This window comes from Streptomyces sp. NPDC098789 (assembly GCF_044759975.1).
GTDB lineage: Bacteria > Actinomycetota > Actinomycetes > Streptomycetales > Streptomycetaceae > Streptomyces.
Window position 1 is genome coordinate 503,331 of sequence record NZ_JBIWAJ010000001.1, and the last position, 22,962, is coordinate 526,292.

Here is a 22,962-nt window from a genome sequence, read left to right on the forward strand (position 1 = left end):
CCGCGCCGCCGCACCTGGAGCAGCGACGCGACGAACCGCCCCCGCCGGTCACCCGGCGGGGGCGGTTCGGCGTTTGCGGGCCCGTGCGACCTTCACCACAGGGGCGGGGGCCCCGGGGAACCCCGCCCGCCCTACGAAGGCGCAGGTGGCGAGGACGTTGCGCGGAGCGTCCGCAGGATGATCGGATGGACGTTCATCACCGAATGGTCACATTCGGCGTGGAACCCTAGGGTCCGCTGGACCGTCTGAAGGATGAGGACATTCGGCAACGGGGGTGGCGTCCGGACCGGGTCGCCGGGACATCAGGACTGAGGAGAGCATGAGTCAGGACAGCAGGGGCAGCGGCAGGCGTGCCGCCAGGCGCAGCCGCCGGAAACCGACGACGAAGCGCCGCAGGGCCCTGACCATCTCCGCCTGGACCGCGGCGGGGGTGGTCCTGCTGGGTGGGGCGGGCCTGGGGTACTTCTACGTGAAGTACAACAGCAACCTGAAGAGCGTGGACATCGACGCCGCGCTCGGCAAGGACCGCCCGCAGAACGTGGACAACGGCTCGATGGACATCCTCGTCCTCGGCTCCGACACGCGCGGCGGCGACAACGCCCAGTACGGGGCCGACGACGGCGGTTCGGCGCGCTCGGACACCGCGATGGTCGTCCACCTCTACGACGGCCACAAGCAGGCGAGCATCGTTTCGATCCCGCGCGACACCATGGTCAACCGGCCGGCCTGCACGACGAGCAACGGCAAGACGGCCAAGCCCACCTTCGAGCAGTTCAACGAGGCGTACACGGTCGGCGGGGCCGCCTGCGCGGTCAAGACCGTCGAATCGATGTCGGGGATCCGGATGGACCACTACATCGAGGTCGACTTCACCGGCTTCAAGAAGATCGTCGACAGCCTGGGCGGCGTCCCGCTGACCACCACCAAGCCGATCAAGGACGACAAGGGCAGCCACCTCGACCTCCCGGCCGGCTCCCACAAGCTCAACGGCGAACAGTCCCTCGGCCTGGTCCGCACCCGCAAGAGCGTCGGCGTCGGCAGCGACCTCGGTCGAATACAGCTCCAGCAGGCGTTCATCAAGGCGCTGATCAAGCAGGTCAAGAGCATCGGGGTGTTCGACAACCCCAAGCGACTGCTGGCCGTCGCGGACACCGCCACCAAGGCGATCACCACCGACAAGGGCCTCGGCGACGTGAAGTCCCTCATGGGCTTCGCCGCCGGCCTGCAGGGCCTCGGGGCCGAGAACATGCACATGGTCACCCTGCCGGTGATGGACTACCCCAAGGACAAGGACCGGGTCATTCCGCTGGAGAAGGAGTCCAAGCAGGTCTGGGAGGCCCTGCGCGGTGACCGGCCGATACCCGAAGAGGCCACGCAGAACTCCGCCAATGACAAGAGCGGGGCGGGTTCGATCGTCCAGTAGGAATACCGGAGGTCCCGTGCCCGTTATGGCTGGCGTCCTGAATTTTGACAGGCGGCCCGGTCCTGGCAGACTGGTCCGTCGGCCCCGGTTCACGCAGCGCGCAATTCGGCCCCTGCGACCCGGTGCCCTCCCGATCTAGGAGACACCTTGAAGAGCGACATCCACCCCCAGTACGTCGAGACCCAGGTCAGCTGCACCTGTGGCGCGTCGTTCACCACCCGTAGCACCCTGGCCGAGGGCACCATCCGTGCCGAGGTCTGCTCCGAGTGCCACCCGTTCTACACGGGCAAGCAGAAGATCCTCGACACCGGTGGCCGCGTGGCCCGCTTCGAGGCCCGCTTCGGCAAGGCTGCCGGCTCGAAGTAGCGAGCCCACGGCGCCGGTCTACGGCCGCCCCCACCACGCGCGGGGGCGGCCGGACCGGCGCCTTTGTCGTCCTGGCCCCACGCGGCGCCAGAGCCCTTCCGCAGCCCGTTCGTACTTTTCACCCCAGGAGCCCCCGATGTTCGAGGCGGTCGAGGACCTGATCGGCGAGCACGCCGATCTTGAGAAGAAGCTCGCCGACCCGTCGGTCCACTCCGATCAGGCCAACGCGCGCAAGCTCAACAAGCGCTACGCGGAGCTGACCCCGATCGTCGCGACGTTCCGGGCGTGGAAGCAGACGGCGGAGGACATCGAGACGGCCAAGGAGTTCGCGGCCGACGATCCCGACTTCGCCGCGGAGGTCAAGGAACTGAGCGCCCAGCGCGTCGAGCTGACCGAAAAGCTCCGCCTGCTGCTCGTTCCGCGCGACCCCAGCGACGACAAGGACGTGCTCCTGGAGGTCAAGGCGGGCGCGGGCGGCGACGAGTCCGCCCTCTTCGCCGGTGACCTGCTGCGCATGTACCTGCGCTACGCGGAGCGCGTCGGCTGGAAGACCGAGATCATCGACGCCACCGAGTCCGAGCTGGGCGGCTACAAGGACGTCCAGGTCTCCGTGCGCACCAAGGGCGGCAACGGCGCGACCGAGCCCGGCCAGGGCGTCTGGGCCCGTCTGAAGTACGAGGGCGGCGTGCACCGCGTCCAGCGCGTTCCGGCCACCGAGTCCCAGGGCCGCATCCACACCTCCGCCGCGGGCGTGCTCGTCACCCCGGAGGCCGAGGAGGTCGAGGTCGAGGTCAACATGAACGACCTGCGCATCGACGTGTACCGCTCGTCCGGCCCCGGCGGCCAGTCCGTCAACACCACCGACTCCGCCGTGCGCATCACGCACGTGCCGACCGGTGTCGTGGCGTCCTGCCAGAACGAGAAGAGCCAGCTCCAGAACAAGGAGCAGGCCATGCGCATCCTGCGTTCGCGCCTGCTGGCCGCCGCCCAGGAGGCCGCTGAGCAGGAGGCTTCCGACGTGCGCCGCAGCCAGGTGCGCACCGTCGACCGCTCCGAGAAGATCCGCACGTACAACTTCCCGGAAAACCGGATCTCGGACCACCGGACCGGCTTCAAGGCGTACAACTTGGACCAGGTGCTCGACGGCGACCTCGACTCGGTCATCCAGGCCTGTGTCGACACGGACTCCGCCGCCAAGCTCGCGGCCGCGCAGTAACCCTTCCGTCCGTCCCACCCGTACGACAGCAGCCCGGAGGACCAGCGTGCAGCCACAATCTGGGGGGCGACCCCCAGGCCCCCGCAGTCTGCTGCTTGCCGAGGTGGCCCAGGCCACCCAGCGGCTGGCCGCCGCAGGCGTACCCTCCCCGCGTTTCGACGCGGAGGAACTCGCGGCCTTCGTGCACGGCGTCAAACGGGGTGAACTGCACACGGTCAAGGACGGCGACTTCGACGCCCGGTACTGGGAGACCATCGCCCGCCGCGAAGCGCGCGAGCCGCTCCAGCACATCACCGGACGCGCCTTCTTCCGCTACCTGGAGCTCCAGGTGGGACCGGGCGTCTTCGTCCCGCGGCCGGAGACCGAGTCCGTCGTGGACTGGGCCATACAGGCCGTACGGGCGATGGACGTCGTCGAACCGCTGATCGTGGACCTCTGCACCGGCTCCGGCGCCATCGCGCTCGCCATGGCGCAGGAGGTCCCGCGCTCGCGCGTGCACGCGGTGGAGCTGTCCGAGGACGCCCTCCAGTGGACCCGCAAGAACGCCGAGGGGTCCCGGGTCAGCGTCCACCAGGGCGACGCGCTCAGCGCGCTCCCGGAGCTGGACGGCCAGGTCGACCTGGTGATCTCCAACCCGCCGTACATCCCGCTCACCGAGTGGGAGTACGTCGCCCCCGAGGCCCGGGACCACGACCCGGAGATGGCGCTCTTCTCCGGCGAGGACGGCCTCGACACCATCCGCGGCATCGAACGCACCGCCCACCGGCTGCTGCGTCCCGGCGGGATCGTCGTCATCGAGCACGCCGACACCCAGGGCGGCCAGGTGCCGTGGATCTTCGCCGACGAGCGGGGCTGGGCCGATGCCGCCGACCACCCCGACCTGAACAACCGGCCGCGCTTCGCCACGGCCCGCAAGGCCATGCCGTGACGAGCCCCATCCGCCCGGTGCACACCCCTGCCACGATCACCCCGCACGAGGAGGCCCGCTGATGGCCCGGCGATACGACTGCAACGACGCGACGGACCGCAAGACGGGCCTTCGCGAAGCCGCATCCGCCGTGCGCCGCGGCGAACTCGTCGTGCTGCCGACGGACACGCTCTACGGGATCGGTGCGGACGCCTTCAGCGCGGAGGCCGTCGGCGACCTGCTGGCCGCCAAGGGCCGGGGCCGCAACATGCCCACGCCCGTGCTCATCGGCTCCCCGAACACCCTCCACGGCCTGGTCACGGACTTCACCGAGCAGGCCTGGGAGCTGGTCGACGCCTTCTGGCCCGGCGCGCTGACCCTCGTCGCCAAGCACCAGCCGTCGCTGGCCTGGGACCTCGGCGAGACCCGTGGCACCGTGGCCGTCCGCATGCCGCTGCACCCCGTCGCGATCGAGCTGCTGACCGAGGTCGGGCCGATGGCCGTCTCCTCGGCGAACCTCACGGGTCACCCCGCGCCGGAGGACTGTGACGCCGCCCGCGAGATGCTCGGCGACTCCGTGTCCGTGTACCTGGACGGCGGGCCGACCCCCGGCATGCAGCCGTCGTCGATCGTCGATGTCACCGGGAAGGTTCCCGTACTGCTGCGCGAGGGAGCGTTGACCGCGGACCAGCTGCGCGAGGTCGTACCCGACCTCGAGGTGGCTCCGTGAGCCCTGAGGGGCGTGGCATAGCAAGGGCCGGAGGGGACGCCTTCCGCATACTCCACGTCAGCACCGGCAACGTCTGCCGCTCGCCCATCACCGAGCGGCTGACGCGGCATGCCCTGACCCACCGCCTCGGTGGGACGCCGGCCGGTGGGCTCATCGTCGAGAGCGCCGGGACCTGGGGGCACGAGGGTGCGCCCATGGAGGCGAACGCGGCGGCGGTCCTCGCGGACTTCGGTGCCGACGCGAGCGGGTTCATCGGGCGGGAGCTGCTCGACGAGCACGTCATACGCGCGGACCTGGTGCTGACCGCCACGCGGGACCACCGGGCGCAGGTCATCTCGATGGGGCACTCGGCCGGACTGCGGACCTTCACGCTCAAGGAGTTCACCCGGCTGGTCCGGGCGATAGACCCCGCCACGCTGCCGCCGCTCGACGAGGGCATGGCGGAGCGGGCGCGGGCGTTGGTGCGGGCTGCCGCGGCGCTGCGGGGGTGGCTGTTGGCGCCGTCGCCCGATGCGGACGAGGTGTACGACCCGTACGGTGCGCCGATCACGTTCTTCCGCTCGATCGGCGACGAGATCCAGCAGGCGCTGGACCCGGTCGTCACCGCCCTGACGGGCGTCGGCGACCGCCGCTGACCTCCGGGGCCGTGCCCCCTCCCGGGCGGGCTGAGTGAGGCCGACCCCGCGCGTCCGCTGCGGCGCGGCGATGCCCTCAATCGCCGGGCGGGCTGAATTCGGCCGATCCCGTGTGTCCGCTGCGGGCCGGTGGTGCCCTCAATCGCCGGGCGGGCTGGATTTGGTCGGGCCCGGTGGGGGCGGATTCAGCCTCGCCGGCGTTTGAGGCGCCCCCGGAGGGTGGTGGGGAGCGGCGCTTCCCGTTACCGGCGCCGGGTGCCCCCTCCCCCCCCGGGCAGAAAAGGCGGGATCTGGGGGGCGGGCCTAGAGTTGGGCTACCCGGTCCACCCACCGCGTCGGAGCCGCGCCATGAGCGTCATCACCCAGCCGACGGACACCCTGCGCCGCCAGGATCCGCTGATGGCCGACGTCCTCGCCGGCGAGGCGCTGCGCCAGGCGGAGAGCCTCCAGCTCATCGCGGCCGAGAACTTCACCTCCACCGCCGTCCTGGCGACCCTCGGCTCCGCGCTGGCGAACAAGTACGCCGAGGGCTACCCCGGCGCCCGCCACCACGGCGGCTGCGAGTACGCCGACCAGGCGGAACGCGTGGCGGTGGAGCGGGCCCGGGCCCTCTTCGGGGCCGAGCACGCCAACGTCCAGCCGCACTCCGGCTCCGCCGCCGTGCTCGCCGCCTACGCCGCGCTGCTGCGCCCCGGCGCCACCGTGCTGGCCATGGGGCTCCCGTACGGCGGCCACCTCACGCACGGTTCCCCCGCGAACCTCTCCGGCCGCTGGTTCGACTTCGTCGGCTACGGGGTCGACGCCCGGACCGGGCTCATCGACTACCTCCAGGTCCAGGAGCTGGCTCGAAAGCACCGCCCCGAGGCCATCGTCTGCGGCTCCATCTCCTACCCCCGCCACCCCGAGTACTCGGCCTTCCGCGAGATCGCCGACGAGGTCGGGGCCCTCCTCATCGCGGACGCCTCCCACCCCATCGGGCTGGTCGCGGGCGGCGCCGCCCCGAGCCCGGTCCCGTACGCGGACGTCGTCTGCGCCACCACCCACAAGGTGCTGCGCGGCCCCCGCGGCGGCATGATCCTGTGCGGCGCCGAGTTCGCGGAGCGGATCGACCGCGCCGTCTTCCCCCTCACCCAGGGCGGCGCGCAGATGCACACCATCGCCGCCAAGGCGGTCGCCTTCGGCGAGGCCGCGACCCCGGCCTTCACCACCTACGCCCACCGGGTCGTCGCCAACGCGCGCGCCCTGGCCGAAGCGCTGCGCGTGCGCGGACTCGCGGTCACCACGGGCGGCACCGACACCCACCTGATCACGGCCGACCCGGCGCCCCTCGGCGTCGACGGCCCCACCGCGCGGGGACGGCTGGCCGCCGCGGGCCTGGTGCTGGACACCTGCGTCCTGCCGTACGGGGACCAGCGCGGCCTGCGGCTCGGTACCGCGGCGGTGACCACCCAGGGCATGGGGGAGACGGAGATGGCCCGGATCGCCACCCTCTTCACGGCGGCCCTGACCGGGGGCGACCCCGCCCGCGTCCGGGCGGAGATCGCCGAACTGGCCCTGGGATTTCCTCCGTACGGGGAGTAACCAGCGAGAACAGCGGGTAGTGCAACCGGTTCGGGGTCCGCCCGCGTCCCCTTACGGGGGGACATCGCGGCTAATGTGTGGGGCTGAGATGGCCGGCGATACATCTGGGGCAGCCCGTGCGTGAATATCTGCTGACGCTCTGCGTCACGGTGGCGGTGACGTACCTGCTCACCGGGCCGGTACGGAAGTTCGCGATCGCGGCCGGTGCGATGCCCAAGATCCGCGCGCGCGACGTGCACCGCGAGCCCACTCCGCGCCTCGGCGGCATCGCGATGTTCGGCGGACTGTGCGCGGGCCTGCTCGTCGCCGACCACCTGCCGAACCTCAACGGCGTCTTCGAGCTGTCCAACGAACCACGGGCGCTGCTCTCCGGGGCGGCGCTGATCTGGCTGATCGGCGTCCTCGACGACAAGTTCGAGATCGACGCCCTGATCAAGCTCGGCGCACAGATGATCTCCGCGGGCGTGATGGTCATGCAGGGCCTGACGGTCCTGTGGATCCCGGTCCCCGGCATCGGCACCGTCTCGCTCACCCAGTGGCAGGGCAACCTGCTCACCGTCGCGCTCGTCGTCATCACCATCAACGCCGTGAACTTCGTGGACGGACTCGACGGTCTCGCCGCCGGCCTGGTCTGCATCGCCGCCGCCGCGTTCTTCCTCTACGCCTACCGCATCTGGTTCGGCTACGCGATCGAGGCGGCCGCCCCGGCGACGCTCTTCGCGGCGATCCTGATGGGCATGTGCATCGGCTTCCTGCCGCACAACATGCACCCCGCGCGGATCTTCATGGGCGACTCCGGGTCGATGCTGATCGGCCTCGTGCTCGCCGCCTCCGCCATCTCCATCACCGGGCAGGTGGACCCGGACGCGATGGCCCTGTTCGCCGGTGGTGAGCGCAACGCGACCCACGCGATGCTGCCCGTCTTCATCCCGCTGCTGCTGCCGCTGACGATCATCGCGATCCCCGTCGCGGACCTGGTCCTGGCCATCGTCCGGCGCACCTGGAACGGCCAGTCGCCCTTCGCCGCCGACCGCGGACACCTGCACCACCGGCTGTTGGAGGTCGGGCACTCGCACAGCCGCGCCGTGTTGATCATGTACTTCTGGTCGGCGCTGATCGCCTTCGGGGCGCTGGCGTACTCGGTGCACTCCGCCTCGATGCTGATCGTCCTCGTGATCGTCGCGCTGAGCGCGGTCGGGCTCGTCCTGCTCCTGCTGCCGCGCTTCACCCCCCGCGCGCCGCGCTGGGCGGAGTCCTTCCTGCCGCCGCGCTACCGGCGCCGGCGTACGACGGTCGCCGTCGAGGCCGTGCCCACCGACGTCGAGGCCGTGCGGAGCGGGTCCCCCACCGGACCGGCGGAGGAAGCCCTGGAACGGACCCCGGCCTCCTACGGTCTCCACGGCGCCACCGCGCTGTCCAGCCGCCCGGCCAACGGCCGTACGCGGGACCGCGAGCGGGCCTGACCGGGCCGCTGCCCGGAGCCTCAGGAAAGCGAACGTGCGGGGGCGCGCAGCAGGCCCGGGCCGTGGGCCCGGTCGTCGTGGGCGGCCGGCGGGGCGTCCAGGACGATCGCGGTGACGATGATCCCCTCGCGCACCGTCCACCGGCCCGCGAAGACGCTCAGCTCCGGTTCGGCGGAGACCAGTGCCGGCGGCAGCAGGCGCGCGGAGAAGGTCCCGGCCAGTGGATCGATCCGGATGAGGGCGTCCTCGAACTCCAGCTCCTGCGAGGTCTGCGGGAACCACGCCTTGTAGACGCACTCCTTGGCGCTGAAGAGCAGCTTTCCCCAGTGGATGCCGGGGTGCAGGGCCGTGTGCCGCTTCACCTGTGCCCGTTCCAGCGGCAGGGCGATGCTTTCGAGCACCCCGTCCGGGAGCGGGCGGTCGAGTTCCGCGTCGATGCCGATGGCGGCGACCCGCGACGCGTCGGCGACGACCGCGGCGCGGTAGCCGGTGGCGTGGGTGATCGAGCCCCGTACCGCGGCGGGCCACACGGGAGCACCCCGCGGTGTCGCGAGCAGGGGGGCCGGCGGGACGCCGAGGGCGGCCAGCGCCCGGTGGGCGCAGTGCCGCGCGGTGGCGAACTCGCGGCGGCGGTGCTCGACCGAGTTGCGGACGAGGGCCGCCTCCTCGGGGTACAGCGACGAGAACGGCACGTCCTCGAACGTGTCGAAGGACCGGACGTGCGGGGGCAACAGCGACTCGATCACGACTTACCTCTTGCTCTTCCCGCCGCCGGTTCCCCGGCGGGGGCGGTTCACCGGCTGCGGGCGGGATCCGTCGCGGCGGCGCCCGCCAGGATCTGGACCGGTCGGCCCGGCGGGGTCGCGCGGCGCTCCCACTCCCTCGGGTAGCCGAGGGAGACCTCGTGGTGCGGCACTCCGTCGCAGTGGATGGTGCGCGGGATGTGCAGGTGGCCGTAGACCACCGCGGCCGCGCGGTACCGGCGGTGCCAGTCGGCCGTCTCCTCGGTGCCGCACCACAGCGCGAACTCGGGGTAGCGCAGGACGCGGGTGGGTTCGCGGACCAGGGGGAAGTGGTTGACCAGCACGGTGGGCAGGTCGGGCGGCAGCGCGTCGAGCCTGGCGCGGGTCTCCTCCAGCCGGGCCCGGCACCACGCCTCGCGGCTCGGGTACGGATCGGGGTGCAGCATGAACTCGTCGGTGCAGATCACTCCGGCCTTGTCGGCCAGTTCGAGGGCGTGCTCCTGGGACACCGCTCCGGCGGGCCGGAACGTGTAGTCGTAGAGGAGGAAGAGCGGGACGACGGCGACGGGGCCGTTCTCCCCGTGCCACACCGGGTACGGGTCCTCCGGGGTGACGACGCCCAGCTCCCGGCAGATGTCCACCAGGTGTCGGTACTTCGCCTCGCCGCGCAGCTGCACCGGGTCGCTCGGGTCGGTCCACAGCTCGTGGTTCCCGGGTACCCAGATCACCCGGGCGAATCGTTCCTGCAAGAGGGCGAGCGATTCCCGGATGTCGGACACGGTCTCGCCGACGTCACCGGCCACGATGAGCCAGTCGTCCGCCGAGTCCGCCCGCAGGTCCCGGACGATCTCCCGGTTGCGCTCGTACCGCACGTGCAGGTCGCTGATGGCCATCAACCGCCCGGCAGCTGCGGGGCGGGGGGCCGTGGCGTGGTCCTGGTGACTCAACTGCTTGTCGCTCCTCCCGGGTTCGGGACTCATGGCCCCGAAACACCGGCCCGCCCCGGAACAACATACCCAGGGGGGGAGTGGGCGTGCAGTAAGGGGTCGGCCGCACCGTTCCGGCCATGGCCGCCGGCGCCCCCACAAGGGTGATCGAGCGCGGCGGGCGGTCCGGCCGCATCATTCGCACGAAGTTCGGTGCGCGCCGACACCCGCCCACCCGGGCGGGGCGTCGTCCGGGACCGTAGATACTGGTCCCGGACGAGGCCCTCGTCGCGCTTCTGGACCCGCGTGCGGGTGCTCAGGTGAGCGAGCGTTGACCCATCCGTGTGACGAGCGGCATAATAGTTGAGTAAAGTCTGCATCAAATACTTTGTGATACCGTTCGCAAGCGCCCGGGATGAGTGCGCGAAGACCGTGCAGTGCGAACCGTCTTCCCTCACACGCAAGTTACTCCCGGTCACATCCGTCCACTGGCGGTGACCAGACCCCACCAACACCTCGCCGGAGGAGCTGCCGTCATGCAGTCCAACGACGCCCGAACACTCCTGTACTGCTTCGTCCCCACGACCGTCGTCGGCGGTGTCGGGATCGCGGTCAGTGCTGCCCTCGCGGGCGGCAAGGGCGCGCTGGGTGCCGCCTTCGGCGCGGCACTCGTCCTCGTGTTCATGGGGGGAGGGCTGATCGCCCTTCAGCGGACCGCTCGTTCCTTGCCCCATCTCTTCCAGATGATGGGTCTGTTGCTCTATACGACGCAGATCCTTGTACTGATGATCGTGCTGAGCATCGTCAAGCGCGTCGCGGTCTTCGATACCAAGTGCACCGCCTTCACCCTGCTCGCGGCCACTCTCGTCTGGATGGCCGCGCAAGTGCGGGCGCACATGAAGTCGAAAATCCTTTATGTAGAGCCAGAAGGGGCCAGCACGCCCTCGTAGTGTGTAGGCCGGGTGTAAAGAGGCTTCCGCTCGTTTGCTATCGTCTCGCCACAACTGCGGCAGGTTTGCGCGGGCGGCGTGCAGGGGCGACAGATGAGCGTGGTTGGCCCTTGATACTCAATCGCCGCACATAGGTATCCGCCAGTCCAGTCCAGTGCCGTTCCGCGGTCGCAGGCCGCGCCGACACAATGAGGTTGCCGTACCCATGCGTCAAGTTGAAGGAGCTCGCGGTGAGTGACGCCATGACGCTCGCCTTCGAGACTGATTGTCACATCTTCGAAGGGTGCGGCTTCCCGACCCCCGGCCTGCACTCCTTCTTGTTCAAGCCGATGTTCACGGTCGGCGGTATCGAGGTCAACAAGCCGATTGTTCTGGCTTTGCTGAGCTCGCTCATCGTCGTCGGGTTCTTCTGGGCGGCTTTCCGTAAGCCGAAGTTGATCCCGGGCAAGCTGCAGATGGTCGGCGAGGCCGGATACGACTTCGTCCGCCGCGGAGTGGTCTACGAGACGCTCGGTAAGCGCGAGGGCGAAAAGTACGTTCCGCTCATGGTCTCGTTGTTCTTCTTCATCTGGATGATGAACATCTGGTCCATCATCCCGCTGGCCCAGTTCCCGGTGACGTCGGTCATTGCCTTCCCGGCCGGCCTCGCCGCGATCGTGTACGTGCTGTGGGTGAGCGTCACCTTCAAGCGCCACGGCTTCATCGGCGGCCTCAAGAACATCACGGCCTACGACAAGTCGCTCGGGCCGGTGTTCCCGGTGGTCATGCTGTTCGAGTTCCTGTCGAACATGATCATCCGGCCGTTCACCCACGCTGTCCGTCTCTTCGCGAACATGTTCGCGGGTCACGTACTGCTGCTGATCTTCACCATCGCGAGCTGGTACCTGCTCAACGGCATCGGTATCGCTTACGCGAGCGTCTCGTTCGTGATGGTCCTCGTGATGACGGTCTTCGAGCTGTTCATCCAGGCACTGCAGGCGTACGTCTTCGTCCTGCTCTCGTGCAGCTACATCCAGGGCGCTCTCGCCGACCACCACTGACGGTCGAGCACCCCCCATTTACATCCGGTGGCCAACCCCCACCGGCACGTGAAACAGAAGGAAGAAACGGCATGTCTGCTCTCGAGACCCTCGCTGCGGTCAACCTCCAGGGCAACCTCGGAGCGATCGGCTACGGCCTCGCCGCGATCGGCCCCGGCGTCGGCGTCGGCATCATCTTCGGTAACGGTACCCAGGCGCTGGCGCGTCAGCCCGAGGCCGCCGGCCTCATCCGTCAGAACCAGATCCTCGGCTTCGTCCTCTGTGAGGCGCTCGCCCTGATCGGTCTCGTCATGGGCTTCGTCTACCCGGTCCCTTCTTGATCTCTCGCGACTGAGAAACATTTTCGACGGAAGGCACTGATGTGATCGCCCTGGTACCGCTGGCAGCCGAGGAGATTCAGAATCCCCTCGTCCCGCCGATCCCCGAGCTCGTCATCGGTCTGATCGCCTTCGTCATCGTCTTCGGCGTCCTCGCGAAGAAGCTCCTCCCGAACATCAACAAGGTTCTGGAACAGCGTCGCGAGGCCATCGAAGGCGGTATCGAGAAGGCCGAGTCGGCCCAGACCGAGGCCCAGAGCGTGCTGGAGCAGTACAGGGCTCAGCTCGCCGAGGCCCGCCACGAGGCTGCCCGCCTGCGCCAGGACGCGCTGGAGCAGGGCACTGCGCTCAAGGAAGAACTGCGCGCAGAGGGCCAGCGGCAGCGTGAGGAGATCATCGCTGCCGGCCACGCCCAGATCGAGGCCGACCGCAAGGCCGCGTCTCAGGCGCTGCGTCAGGACGTGGGCAAGCTCGCCACCGACCTGGCCGGCAAGCTCGTCGGCGAGTCCCTCGAGGACCACGCCCGACAGAGCCGCACGATCGACCGCTTCCTCGGCGAGCTCGAGGAGAAGGCCGAGGCAGCCCGATGAACGGAGCGAGCCGCGAGGCTCTGGCCGCCGCACGCGAGCGTCTCGACGCGCTGACGGACAACACGTCCGTCGACGCGGCGAAGCTCGCCGGTGAGCTGGCTGCCGTCACCGCGCTGCTCGACCGTGAGGTCTCGCTGCGTCGGGTCATCACGGACCCGGCGCAGGCCGGCGCGGCCAAGGCCGAGCTGGTGGGTCGTCTGCTGAACGGCCAGGTGGGCGGGGAGACCCTCGACCTGGTGTCCGGCATGGTCCGTTCGCGCTGGTCGCGGCCGCGTGATCTGGTCGACGCGCTGGAGGAGCTGGCGGACACCGCCGAGCTCACCGGTGCACACCGGTCCGGCGCGCTCGACGACGTCGAGGACGAGCTGTTCCGCTTCGGCCGGATCGTCGCATCGAGCACCGAGCTGCGCGCCGCGCTGACCGACCGTACGGCCCCCGGTTCCGCCAAGGGTGCGCTGCTCGCCAGCCTCCTCGGTGGCAAGGCCAACCCGGTCAGTGAGCGTCTGGTCACGCGCCTCGTCACGCACCCGCGTGGCCGCAGCCTGGAAGCGGGACTCGACTCCCTCTCCACGCTCGCAGCCGAGCGCCGCAGCCGCATGGTCGCCACGGTGACCTCCGCGGTTCCGCTCAGCGACGTGCAGAAGCAGCGCCTCGGCGCCGTCCTGGCCAAGCTGTACGGCCGCCAGATGCACCTGAACCTCGACGTGGACCCCACGGTCCTCGGCGGGATCGTGGTGCGGGTCGGCGACGAGGTCATCGACGGCACCATCGCGGACCGCCTCAGCGAGGCGACCCGCCGCATGGCCGGCTGACCGGCCACCCAACACAAGAAGCATTTCCAGCGGCCCGGTTGGGCCGTGCAGAACTTGCAGAAGATTCCTGGGGGTCGCCCCCAGACCCCAAAGAAGCTTCAGGCCCAACAAGGAGAGCAGGGAACCCAGATGGCGGAGCTCACGATCCGGCCGGAGGAGATCCGGGACGCACTGGAGAACTTTGTCCAGTCGTACCAGCCGGACGCGGCCTCGCGCGAGGAGGTCGGAACGGTCAGCGTTGCCGGCGACGGCATCGCGAAGGTGGAGGGTCTTCCCTCCGCCATGGCGAACGAGCTGCTGAAGTTCGAGGACGGCACCCTCGGTCTCGCCCTCAACCTTGAGGAGCGGGAGATCGGTGCGGTCGTCCTCGGCGAGTTCAGCGGTATCGAGGAGGGCCAGTCGGTGCAGCGCACCGGCGAGGTGCTCTCCGTCGGCGTAGGCGAGGGCTACCTCGGCCGCGTCGTCGACCCGCTCGGCAACCCGATCGACGGCCTCGGCGAGATCGCGACCGAGGGCCGCCGCGCCCTCGAGCTGCAGGCCCCCGGCGTCATGGTCCGCAAGTCGGTCCACGAGCCGATGCAGACCGGCTACAAGGCCATCGACGCGATGGTGCCGATCGGCCGTGGTCAGCGTCAGCTGGTCATCGGCGACCGTCAGACCGGCAAGACCGCTCTGGCCGTCGACACGATCATCAACCAGCGCGACAACTGGCGCTCGGGCGACGTGAACAAGCAGGTTCGCTGCATCTACGTCGCCATCGGCCAGAAGGGCTCGACCATCGCGTCCGTTCGCGGCGCCCTGGAAGAGGCCGGCGCGCTCGAGTACACGACGATCGTCGCCGCCCCGGCGTCCGACCCGGCCGGCTTCAAGTACCTGGCGCCGTACACCGGTTCGGCCATCGGCCAGCACTGGATGTACGCCGGCAAGCACGTCCTGATCATCTTCGACGACCTGTCGAAGCAGGCCGACGCCTACCGCGCCGTGTCGCTGCTGCTGCGCCGTCCGCCGGGCCGCGAGGCCTACCCGGGCGACGTCTTCTACTTGCACTCGCGTCTGCTGGAGCGCTGCGCGAAGCTCTCCGACGAGATGGGCGCCGGTTCGATGACCGGTCTGCCGATCGTCGAGACCAAGGCGAACGACGTGTCGGCGTTCATCCCGACCAACGTCATCTCCATCACCGACGGCCAGTGCTTCCTGGAGTCCGACCTGTTCAACGCGGGCCAGCGCCCGGCGCTGAACGTCGGTATCTCGGTCTCCCGCGTCGGTGGTTCGGCCCAGCACAAGGCCATGCGCCAGGTGTCCGGCCGTCTGCGTCTGGACCTCGCCCAGTACCGTGAGCTGGAGGCGTTCGCCGCCTTCGGTTCCGACCTGGACGCCGCCTCGAAGGCTTCGCTGGAGCGCGGCAAGCGCCTCGTCGAGCTGCTGAAGCAGGGCCAGTACCAGCCGATGCCCGTCGAGGAGCAGGTCGTCTCCGTCTGGGCCGGTACCACCGGCAAGATGGACGAGGTCCCGGTCAATGACATCCGTCGCTTCGAGTCGGAGCTGCTGGAGCACCTGCGCCGCGAGCGCAAGGACCTCCTCACCTCCATCGCCGACGGCGCCAAGATGTCGGACGACACCCTGACGGCGATCGCCGACGCCATCGCCAGCTTCAAGCTGCAGTTCGAGACTTCGGACGGCCAGCTCCTGGGCGAGGACGCGCCGGCCGTCAACGTCTCCAAGTGACGACGGAAGGGACCTGACTCATGGGAGCGCAGCTCCGGGTCTACAAGCGTCGCATCCGTGCCGTCACGGCGACCAAGAAGATCACCAAGGCGATGGAAATGATCGCCGCCTCGCGCATCGTCAAGGCGCAGCGCAAGGTGGCGGCATCGATGCCGTACGCGACCGAGCTCACCCGTGCGGTGACCGCGGTGGCGACCGGCTCGAACACCAAGCACGCCCTGACCACCGAGGTCGAGGCGCCGGTCCGCGCCGCGGTCCTGCTCATCACGAGCGACCGCGGTCTGGCCGGCGGCTACTCCTCGAACGCCCTCAAGCAGGCGGAGCGGCTCGCCGAGCGGCTCCGCGGCGAGGGCAAGGAGGTCGACACCTACATCGTCGGCCGTAAGGGTGTCGCCTACTTCGGGTTCCGCGAGCGCAAGGTCGCGGATTCGTGGACCGGCTTCACCGACAGCCCGGCCTACGCCGACGCCAAGCGCGTCGCGGCGCCGCTGATCGAAGCCATCCAGGCCGACACGGCCGAGGGTGGCGTCGACGAGCTGCACATCGTCTACACGGAGTTCGTGTCGATGATGACGCAGAACGCGGTCGACGGCCGGATGCTGCCGCTCAGTCTCGACAAGGCTGCGGAGAAGGACGGGGCGAAGGGCGAGATCCTTCCGCTGTTCGACTTCGAGCCGTCGGCGGAGGACGTCCTCGACGCCCTGCTGCCGCGCTACGTCGAGAGCCGCATCTACAACGCACTGCTGCAGTCGGCCGCTTCCGAGCACGCCGCCCGCCGCCGCGCGATGAAGTCGGCGACCGACAACGCCGGGGACCTCATCAAGAGCCTCTCCCGGCTTGCCAACGCGGCCCGCCAGGCCGAAATCACCCAGGAAATCAGCGAGATCGTCGGTGGCGCCAGCGCCATGGCAGACGCGACCGCGGGGAGTGACAAGTAATGACGACCATTGAGACGGCCGCCGCCACGGGCCGCGTCGCCCGGGTCATCGGCCCGGTCGTCGACGTGGAGTTCCCCGTCGACGCCATGCCCGAGATCTACAACGCCCTCAAGGTCCAGGTCGCCGACCCGGCCGAGGACGGCGTACTGAAGACGCTGACCCTGGAAGTCGCCCAGCACCTGGGCGACGGCGTGGTCCGCACCATCTCCATGCAGCCCACCGACGGTCTGGTCCGCCAGGCCGTGGTGACCAACACGGGCGAGGGCATCACCGTCCCCGTCGGTGACTTCACCAAGGGCAAGGTGTTCAACACCCTCGGTGAGGTGCTGAACTACCCGGAGGAGAACGCCAACGTCACCGAGCGCTGGCCGATCCACCGCAAGGCGCCCCGCTTCGACGAGCTCGAGTCGAAGACGGAGATGTTCGAGACCGGCGTCAAGGTCATCGACCTCCTCACCCCGTACGTCAAGGGTGGAAAGATCGGTCTGTTCGGTGGTGCCGGTGTCGGCAAGACCGTTCTGATCCAGGAAATGATCTACCGCGTCGCCAACAACCACGACGGTGTGTCGGTCTTCGCGGGCGTCGGTGAGCGTACCCGTGAGGGCAACGACCTCATCGAGGAAATGGCCGACTCGGGCGTCATCGACAAGACGGCCCTCGTCTTCGGCCAGATGGACGAGCCCCCGGGCACCCGTCTGCGCGTCGCCCTGGCGGGTCTGACCATGGCGGAGTACTTCCGCGATGTGCAGAAGCAGGACGTGCTCTTCTTCATCGACAACATCTTCCGTTACACCCAGGCCGGTTCGGAGGTGTCGACCCTTCTCGGTCGCATGCCGTCCGCCGTGGGTTACCAGCCGAACCTGGCTGACGAGATGGGTCTGCTGCAGGAGCGCATCACCTCGACCCGTGGTCACTCGATCACCTCGATGCAGGCGATCTACGTCCCCGCGGACGACCTGACCGACCCGGCTCCGGCCACCACCTTCGCCCACCTCGACGCGACGACGGTTCTTTCCCGTCCGATCTCCGAGAAGGGCATCTACCCGGCCGTGGACCCGCTGGACTCGACGTCCCGCATCCTCGACCCGCGGTACATCGCGGCGGACCACTACGCCACGGCGATGCGCGTCAAGGGGATCCTGCAGAAGTACAAGGACCTCCAGGACATCATCGCGATCCTCGGTATCGACGAGCTGGGCGAGGAGGACAAGCTCGTTGTCCACCGTGCCCGTCGTGTCGAACGCTTCCTGTCGCAGAACACCCACGTCGCCAAGCAGTTCACCGGCGTGGACGGTTCGGACGTGCCGCTCGAAGAGTCGATCGTCGCCTTCAACGCGATCTGCGACGGCGACTACGACCACTTCCCCGAGCAGGCGTTCTTCCTGTGCGGTGGCATTGAGGACCTCAAGGCCAACGCCAAGGAGCTGGGCGTCTCCTGAAGCCGGGCTCCTCGTGAGCACAGCTGATCGACGGTAGGGGGGCGGGTGCGTCCCGTCCCCCTCCGCACGCCCATTAGAATTTGACCCAACACCCGGCCTTCCCGCCGGGTGGTGACCCGAGGAGCCACCTTGGCTGCTGAGCTGCACGTCGAGCTGGTCGCGGCGGACCGTAGTGTCTGGTCCGGCGAGGCCACCCTGGTCGTTGCCCGCACCACGTCCGGCGACATCGGCGTCATGCCCGGTCACCAGCCGCTTCTCGGTGTGCTGGAATCGGGCCCGGTGACCATCCGCACCAGCGGCGGCGGCACTGTCGTCGCCGCGGTGCACGGCGGTTTCATCTCGTTCGCGGACAACAAGTTGTCCCTGCTGGCCGAGATCGCCGAGCTGGCCGACGAGATCGACGTCGAGCGTGCGGAGCGGGCACTGGAGCGCGCGAAGACGGAGGCCGACAGTGCCTCCGAGCGTCGCGCCGATGTCCGGCTGCGCGCGGTGACGGGGCACTGACCCCGAAACCGCAGAGTGTGCGTCCTCAGCCGCGGCCCGTCCGGAATTTTCCGGACCGGGTCGCGGCTGAGGCGATGCGGGTCCGTTTTTGGTTTTCCGAATTCGACGAGCGAGGAGGTCGGTGAAGATGCTCCTCGCTCTGCTTGTGAGCGGCCTGGTCGTAGCCCTGGTGGTGATCGGGCTCTTTGTCTTCGGGCTGCGTCGGCGGCTCATCCAGCGCTCCGGCGGCACCTTCGACTGCAGCGTGCGCTGGGGCGTGTCCGACGCCCCCGACGTCTCCGGCAAGGGCTGGGTGTACGGGGTCGCGCGGTACGGCGGTGACCAGATCGAGTGGTTCCGGGTGTTCTCGTACTCCCCGCGGCCGCGCCGGGTGCTGGAACGTTCCTCGATCGAGGTGCTCTCCCGTCGGGCCCCGGAGGGCGAGGAGGAGCTGGCCCTGCTCTCCGACGCCATCGTGCTCGGTGCCCGCCACCGCGAGGACCGGCTGGAGCTGGCGATGAGCGAGGACGCGCTGACCGGCTTCCTCGCGTGGCTGGAGGCGGCGCCCCCCGGCCAGAGGGTGAACGTGGCGTAGCCGCGCCGCAGAAGCGAAGGAGCCGGGGAACGGGGGGCGGACCCCGTTCCCCGGCTCTGTCGTCGGTGGTGCGCGGCGCTACTTCAGGCCGCTGTCGATCGCGGTGAGCAGCTCGCCGTTGCTGGTGTCACCGCTGAACTCCCAGAAGAACGCGCCGCGCAGGCCCTGGTTCTTCACGTAGCCCATCTTCCCGGCGATGGTGGCCGGGGTGTCGTAGCTCCACCAGTTGCTGCCGCACTTGGCGTAGGCGGTGCCCGCGATGGTGCCGGTGGAGGGGCAGCTGTTCTTGAGGATCTTGTAGTCCTCGATGCCCTGCTCGTAGGCGCCGGGCGCCGGGCCGGTGGCGGTGCCGCCGGGGGCGTCCTGGGTGACGCCGGTCCAACCGCGTCCGTAGAACCCGATGCCGAGGTTCAGCTTGTTGGCCGGGATGCCCTTCGACTTGTACTTCTGGATGGCCGCGTCGCTGTTGAAGCCGGCGATCGGGATGCCGTTGTACGAGGTGAGCGGGGAGTGCGGGGCGGTCGGGCCCTTGGCGTCCCAGCCGCCGAAGAAGTCGTAGGTCATCACGTTGTACCAGTCGACGTACGGGGCGGCCGCGCCGTAGTCGGCGAGGTCCAGCTTGCCGCCGTTCGAGCCGTCGGCCGTGACGGCCGCGGTGACCAGGTTGTTCGCGCCGAACTTGGCGCGCAGGGCCGAGAGCAGGTTCTTCAGGGAGGCGGCGCCGCTGGTGTCGCAGGACAGCCCGCAGGCGTTCGGGTACTCCCAGTCGATGTCGATGCCGTCGAAGACGTCGGCCCAGCGCGGGTCCTCGACCAGGCTGTAGCAGGAGTCGGCGAAGGCGGTGGGGTTGGCCGCGGCCTGGCCGAAGCCGCCGGACCAGGTCCAGCCGCCGAAGGACCACAGGATTTTGATGTTCGGGTACTTCTTCTTCAGCTCGCGCAGTTGGTTGAAGTTGCCCGCGACGGGCTGGTCCCAGGTGTCGGCGACGCCGGAGACGCTGCTGCCCGCGTCATAGGTCTTCTGGTAGTCGGCGTAGGCGTCGCCGATCTGGCACTTGCCGCCGGTCACGTTGCCGAAGGCGTAGTTGATGTGGGTCAGCTTGCTCGCCGAGCCCGAGGTGACGATGTTCTTCACGTGGTAGTTGCGCTGGTAGACGCCCCAGTTGGTGAAGTAGCCCAGCTGGACCTTGGAGCCAGGTCCGGGGCCGGGGCCGGGGCCCGTGTCGCCGCCCGTGGTGGTGACCGTCACGGTGCCCGAGGAGGGCCCGGTCTGGTCGATGGTGTCGCGGGCGGTGACGCTGTACCCGTACGTCGTGCCCTTGGTCAGGCCCGAGTCGGTGTAGCTGGTGCCCGTGAGGGTCGCGATCTTGGCGGAGCCGCGGTAGAGGTCGTAGTTCTTGACGCCCTTGTCGTCGGTGGCCGGGGTCCAGCTCAGGCTCACCGAGGTGTCGCCCACCGTGCCGGCCGTGGGGGTGCCGGGGGCGGAGGGCGGGGCGTCGGCCGGGGGCGTGGTGCCGCCGTCGCAGGAGCCGCCGTTGATCTTGCAGCCGCCGGGTGCGCCCGCGCCCGCGCCGTTGAAGCCGAAGCTGACGCTGGCGCCGGGGGCGAGGGTGCCGTTCCAGCCGACGTTCTTGCCGGTCCAGTGGGTGCCGGAGCTGGTGACGGTGGCGTCCCAGGCCGAGGTGACCGAGGTGCCGGCCGGGTAGTCCCACTCGACGGTCCAGCTGCTCAGGGAGGTGGTGCCGGTGTTCTTCACCGTCCACTTGCCCTCGAAGCCCGTGCCCCAGTCGGAGACCTTGGTGTAGGTCGCCGTCGCGGAGGTCGCGGCCTGGGCAGTGCCCGCGAGGCCGACGAGCCCGGCGAGGGGAAGGGCGATGGCGGCCACGGTCGCGGCGAGTCTGCGCAGCAGCCGGTTGCGGGGTGGGGGTGCCGTTCGTGACGCGTGTGCTGTGCTCAAGGGTGCTCCTCCGAAGGTCCGCCGGAGTCGCTGGCGTCGACTCCCGGCATGGGGGTGGGACCTGCGCCGCCCGTGAGCACGCTTCGTCATGCACGCTCACCACAGTGTTGCGGTGAGATTAGAAAGGTCTGGACCAACCGTCAAGAGGTCCAGACCTCCGCTCCAGCTCCGCACAAGAATTCAGTGCTTGATGCCCAACTCCTGTGCCAGTACCGCGGCTTGGACCCGGCTGCGCAGTTCCAGTTTGCCCAGGAGCCGGCTCACGTGGGTCTTCACCGTGGCCTCGGCCATCTCCAACCGGGCCGCGATCTCCGCATTCGAGAGCCCCCCGCCCAGGCACCCGAGCACCTCCCGCTCCCGCCGCGTCAGCGACTCCAGGGCCGCCGCCGTCGCCGGCGGGACCGGCGGGCGCGTGGTCGTCGGAGCCGCGAACTCCGCGATCAGCCGCCGGGTGACCGCCGGCGAGATCAGGCCCTCCCCGCGCGCGATCGTCCGGACCGCCTCGATCAGTTCCCGGGCCTCCGCGTTCTTCAACAAGAACCCCGCCGCGCCCGCGCGCAGCGCCCCGAAGACGTACTCGTCCAGGTCGAAGGTGGTCAGTACGAGGACGTCCGCCAGCGCCTCGGCGACCACCTGGCGGGTGGCCGAGACCCCGTCGAGCCGGGGCATCTGCACGTCCATGAGCACCACGTCCGGCCGCAGCTCGCGGGCGAGCCGCACCGCCTCCAGCCCGTCCACCGCCTCGCCCGCCACCTCGATGTCACCCGCGCTGCGCAGGATCAGCACCAGGCCCGCCCGCACCGCGCTCTGGTCCTCGGCCACCAACACCCGGATGGGTCGCCCCGTCATCGCTCCGTCGCCCTCTCCTCGGCGGGCAGGACCGCCCGCACCCGCCACATCGTGCCCGTCGCCCCGGCGGCGCCGTGGGCGCCCGCCGTGAAGCTGCCGCCCAGCAGCTCCGCCCGCTCCCGCATCCCGACCAGCCCGGCACCGGACCCGGGCGCGCGCGGCCCGGTCGGCCGGCCCGCGTGCGGCGAGTCCACGCCCACCCGCAGCAGGGTGTCGCAGCGGCTCACTCGCACCGTGACGGTGCCGGGGGAGGCGTGCTTGACCGCGTTCGTCAGGGACTCCTGGACGATCCGGTACGCCGCCAGCTCCACCGGCGCGGGCAGCGGCGCGTCCCCGTCCCCGTCCGCGCCGGGTGCCCGCTCGTCGTGCAGGACGAAGTCGAGGCCGCTCGCGGAGCCGTTCGTACGGGCCTGCTCGACCAGGGCCTCCAGCGCGTCCAAGGAGGGCACCGCGACGGCCTCCGTCTCCGCCCCGGCGGCGCGCAGTAGTCCGATCAGCCGACGCATTTCGGCCAACCCCTGGACGCTGTTCTCCCGGATCACCCCGAGGGCCTCGCGGCTCGTCGCGGGGGAGTCGATGGAGAGCGCGGCGGTCGAGTGGATGGCGATCGCCGACAGGTGGTTGGCGACCATGTCGTGCAGCTCGCGGGCCATCCGCGCACGCTCGGCGACCACCGCCTGGCTACGGTCCATCTCGGCCAGCAGCGCGGTCTGCTCCGCCCGCAGCCGCGCCGCCACCGCGGCCTCGCGGTGGTTGCGCAGGGTCGCCCCGGTGAGCGCGGGGGCGAAGCAGACCAGGCCCGTGACCGCGCCGATGAGCAACGACTGCGGGGTGCGCAGCCAGGCCACCGCGGCGATCGTGACGACCACGGTGATCAGGCCGGTGCTGACCGGAAGGCGCCGGGCCATGGCCGGCTTGCCGTAGACCACGGCGGCGTACATCAGGTCCGTGAAGATCACCACGGTGGCCAGGGAGCCCACGGTGAACTGGTCGGCGATGACCCCGACGGTGCCGACGATGAGGGCCGTGCGGGGGTGCGAGCGGCGCACCAGCTCCAACGCGCCGAGGCACACCAGCGGCACCAGGGTGGCCCAGTGGGGCAGCAGGTGGGCGGTGGAGTTGGTGTGCACGCCGAGGGCCCAGAGCAGGAAGCCCGTGGCGACGCCGATCACGCAGAGCAGCACGTCGTCGCGGTGCGGGCGGGGGATCTTCGGGGTCACGGTCCCATCCAACACGGTGTCCCGGGCTCCGGCCTCGGCTCCGGGTCGCAGGGTCACT

23 protein-coding genes are annotated in these 22,962 nt (G+C 69.9%); 18 read left to right on the forward strand and 5 right to left on the reverse strand.

The annotated features are described in order from the left end of the window. Window positions 1-319: 319 nt before the first annotated feature. The 8 genes from ACIQWR_RS02520 to ACIQWR_RS02555 all read left to right on the forward strand — a co-directional run bounded on the left by ACIQWR_RS02520 (window position 320) and on the right by ACIQWR_RS02555 (window position 8,321). Window positions 320-1,423 (forward strand): LCP family protein, encoded by a 1,104-nt coding sequence (locus tag ACIQWR_RS02520; protein WP_404004502.1) that lies wholly within the window; start codon window positions 320-322, stop codon window positions 1,421-1,423. A 147-nt stretch (window positions 1,424-1,570) separates the two neighbouring features. After that, entirely contained in the window at window positions 1,571-1,789 is a 219-nt protein-coding gene (gene rpmE, locus ACIQWR_RS02525) for a 50S ribosomal protein L31 (RefSeq protein WP_385774256.1), read from the forward strand. 136 nt (window positions 1,790-1,925) lie between these two features. Then, window positions 1,926-3,005: a peptide chain release factor 1 gene (gene prfA / locus ACIQWR_RS02530; protein ID WP_404004504.1), complete on the forward strand. Its 1,080-nt coding sequence runs from the start codon at window positions 1,926-1,928 to the stop codon at window positions 3,003-3,005. A gap of 46 nt (window positions 3,006-3,051) precedes the next feature. Further along, window positions 3,052-3,933 carry a peptide chain release factor N(5)-glutamine methyltransferase gene (prmC, locus tag ACIQWR_RS02535; protein ID WP_399262728.1) on the forward strand — a complete coding sequence of 294 codons (882 nt, stop codon included), beginning with the start codon at window positions 3,052-3,054 and terminating at the stop codon, window positions 3,931-3,933. A 61-nt stretch (window positions 3,934-3,994) separates the two neighbouring features. After that, window positions 3,995-4,642 carry an L-threonylcarbamoyladenylate synthase gene (locus ACIQWR_RS02540; RefSeq protein WP_385774262.1) on the forward strand — a complete coding sequence of 216 codons (648 nt, stop codon included), beginning with the start codon at window positions 3,995-3,997 and terminating at the stop codon, window positions 4,640-4,642. After that, complete coding sequence (locus ACIQWR_RS02545; RefSeq protein ID WP_404004508.1) at window positions 4,639-5,277, forward strand: protein-tyrosine-phosphatase; 639 nt, start codon at window positions 4,639-4,641, stop codon at window positions 5,275-5,277. Before ACIQWR_RS02540 ends, ACIQWR_RS02545 begins: the two co-directional genes overlap by 4 nt. 348 nt (window positions 5,278-5,625) lie before the next feature. Then, a complete protein-coding gene (gene glyA, locus ACIQWR_RS02550; protein ID WP_404004510.1) occupies window positions 5,626-6,858 on the forward strand; it encodes a serine hydroxymethyltransferase in 1,233 nt (410 codons plus the stop codon). Window positions 6,859-6,974: 116 nt separating this feature from the next. Beyond that, window positions 6,975-8,321 carry an MraY family glycosyltransferase gene (locus ACIQWR_RS02555; protein WP_404004512.1) on the forward strand — a complete coding sequence of 449 codons (1,347 nt, stop codon included), beginning with the start codon at window positions 6,975-6,977 and terminating at the stop codon, window positions 8,319-8,321. Window positions 8,322-8,341: 20 nt separating this feature from the next. Here ACIQWR_RS02555 and ACIQWR_RS02560 read toward each other — a convergent pair whose 3' ends face one another. Both ACIQWR_RS02560 and ACIQWR_RS02565 read right to left on the reverse strand, forming a co-directional pair. Next, window positions 8,342-9,067: a 4'-phosphopantetheinyl transferase gene (locus tag ACIQWR_RS02560; protein ID WP_404004515.1), complete on the reverse strand. Its 726-nt coding sequence runs from the start codon at window positions 9,065-9,067 to the stop codon at window positions 8,342-8,344. 47 nt (window positions 9,068-9,114) lie between these two features. After that, window positions 9,115-9,957: a metallophosphoesterase family protein gene (locus tag ACIQWR_RS02565; RefSeq protein WP_404005025.1), complete on the reverse strand. Its 843-nt coding sequence runs from the start codon at window positions 9,955-9,957 to the stop codon at window positions 9,115-9,117. Window positions 9,958-10,526: 569 nt separating this feature from the next. Between ACIQWR_RS02565 and ACIQWR_RS02570 the strand changes: the two genes are divergently transcribed. From ACIQWR_RS02570 to ACIQWR_RS02615, 10 genes are all read left to right on the forward strand, one after another. Continuing rightward, window positions 10,527-10,940 carry a hypothetical protein gene (locus ACIQWR_RS02570; protein ID WP_404004517.1) on the forward strand — a complete coding sequence of 138 codons (414 nt, stop codon included), beginning with the start codon at window positions 10,527-10,529 and terminating at the stop codon, window positions 10,938-10,940. 188 nt (window positions 10,941-11,128) lie between these two features. Then, the gene (atpB, locus tag ACIQWR_RS02575; protein ID WP_404004518.1) at window positions 11,129-11,980 is read left to right on the forward strand and encodes a F0F1 ATP synthase subunit A; all 852 of its coding nucleotides are present in this window, start codon (window positions 11,129-11,131) and stop codon (window positions 11,978-11,980) included. Window positions 11,981-12,051: 71 nt separating this feature from the next. Next, window positions 12,052-12,300, forward strand: coding sequence for a F0F1 ATP synthase subunit C (locus ACIQWR_RS02580; RefSeq protein WP_351762174.1), 249 nt, complete (start codon window positions 12,052-12,054; stop codon window positions 12,298-12,300). A gap of 41 nt (window positions 12,301-12,341) precedes the next feature. Beyond that, window positions 12,342-12,887 carry a F0F1 ATP synthase subunit B gene (locus ACIQWR_RS02585; RefSeq protein WP_385774273.1) on the forward strand — a complete coding sequence of 182 codons (546 nt, stop codon included), beginning with the start codon at window positions 12,342-12,344 and terminating at the stop codon, window positions 12,885-12,887. After that, the gene (locus ACIQWR_RS02590) at window positions 12,884-13,699 is read left to right on the forward strand and encodes a F0F1 ATP synthase subunit delta (protein WP_404004520.1); all 816 of its coding nucleotides are present in this window, start codon (window positions 12,884-12,886) and stop codon (window positions 13,697-13,699) included. Before ACIQWR_RS02585 ends, ACIQWR_RS02590 begins: the two co-directional genes overlap by 4 nt. A gap of 129 nt (window positions 13,700-13,828) precedes the next feature. Next, window positions 13,829-15,424 (forward strand): F0F1 ATP synthase subunit alpha, encoded by a 1,596-nt coding sequence (gene atpA / locus ACIQWR_RS02595; protein WP_404004523.1) that lies wholly within the window; start codon window positions 13,829-13,831, stop codon window positions 15,422-15,424. Window positions 15,425-15,444: 20 nt separating this feature from the next. Next, window positions 15,445-16,362 (forward strand): F0F1 ATP synthase subunit gamma, encoded by a 918-nt coding sequence (locus tag ACIQWR_RS02600; protein WP_404004526.1) that lies wholly within the window; start codon window positions 15,445-15,447, stop codon window positions 16,360-16,362. After that, on the forward strand, window positions 16,362-17,801 hold the full coding sequence (gene atpD, locus ACIQWR_RS02605) for a F0F1 ATP synthase subunit beta (protein WP_404004529.1): 1,440 nt from the start codon (window positions 16,362-16,364) through the stop codon (window positions 17,799-17,801). The genes ACIQWR_RS02600 and atpD overlap by 1 nt, the downstream gene beginning before the upstream one ends. 129 nt (window positions 17,802-17,930) lie before the next feature. Then, a complete protein-coding gene (locus tag ACIQWR_RS02610) occupies window positions 17,931-18,305 on the forward strand; it encodes a F0F1 ATP synthase subunit epsilon (RefSeq protein WP_399262751.1) in 375 nt (124 codons plus the stop codon). A 127-nt stretch (window positions 18,306-18,432) separates the two neighbouring features. Further along, window positions 18,433-18,879 (forward strand): DUF2550 domain-containing protein, encoded by a 447-nt coding sequence (locus ACIQWR_RS02615; RefSeq protein WP_404004533.1) that lies wholly within the window; start codon window positions 18,433-18,435, stop codon window positions 18,877-18,879. Between the two features lie 78 nt (window positions 18,880-18,957). Here the strand turns inward: ACIQWR_RS02615 and ACIQWR_RS02620 are convergent, their stop codons facing one another. From ACIQWR_RS02620 to ACIQWR_RS02630, 3 genes are all read right to left on the reverse strand, one after another. Beyond that, complete coding sequence (locus ACIQWR_RS02620; protein WP_404004536.1) at window positions 18,958-20,925, reverse strand: glycosyl hydrolase family 18 protein; 1,968 nt, start codon at window positions 20,923-20,925, stop codon at window positions 18,958-18,960. Window positions 20,926-21,015: 90 nt separating this feature from the next. Further along, window positions 21,016-21,684 (reverse strand): response regulator, encoded by a 669-nt coding sequence (locus ACIQWR_RS02625; RefSeq protein ID WP_404004539.1) that lies wholly within the window; start codon window positions 21,682-21,684, stop codon window positions 21,016-21,018. Further along, a complete protein-coding gene (locus ACIQWR_RS02630) occupies window positions 21,681-22,904 on the reverse strand; it encodes a sensor histidine kinase (RefSeq protein WP_404004541.1) in 1,224 nt (407 codons plus the stop codon). Before ACIQWR_RS02630 ends, ACIQWR_RS02625 begins: the two co-directional genes overlap by 4 nt. Window positions 22,905-22,962: the final 58 nt, after the last annotated feature.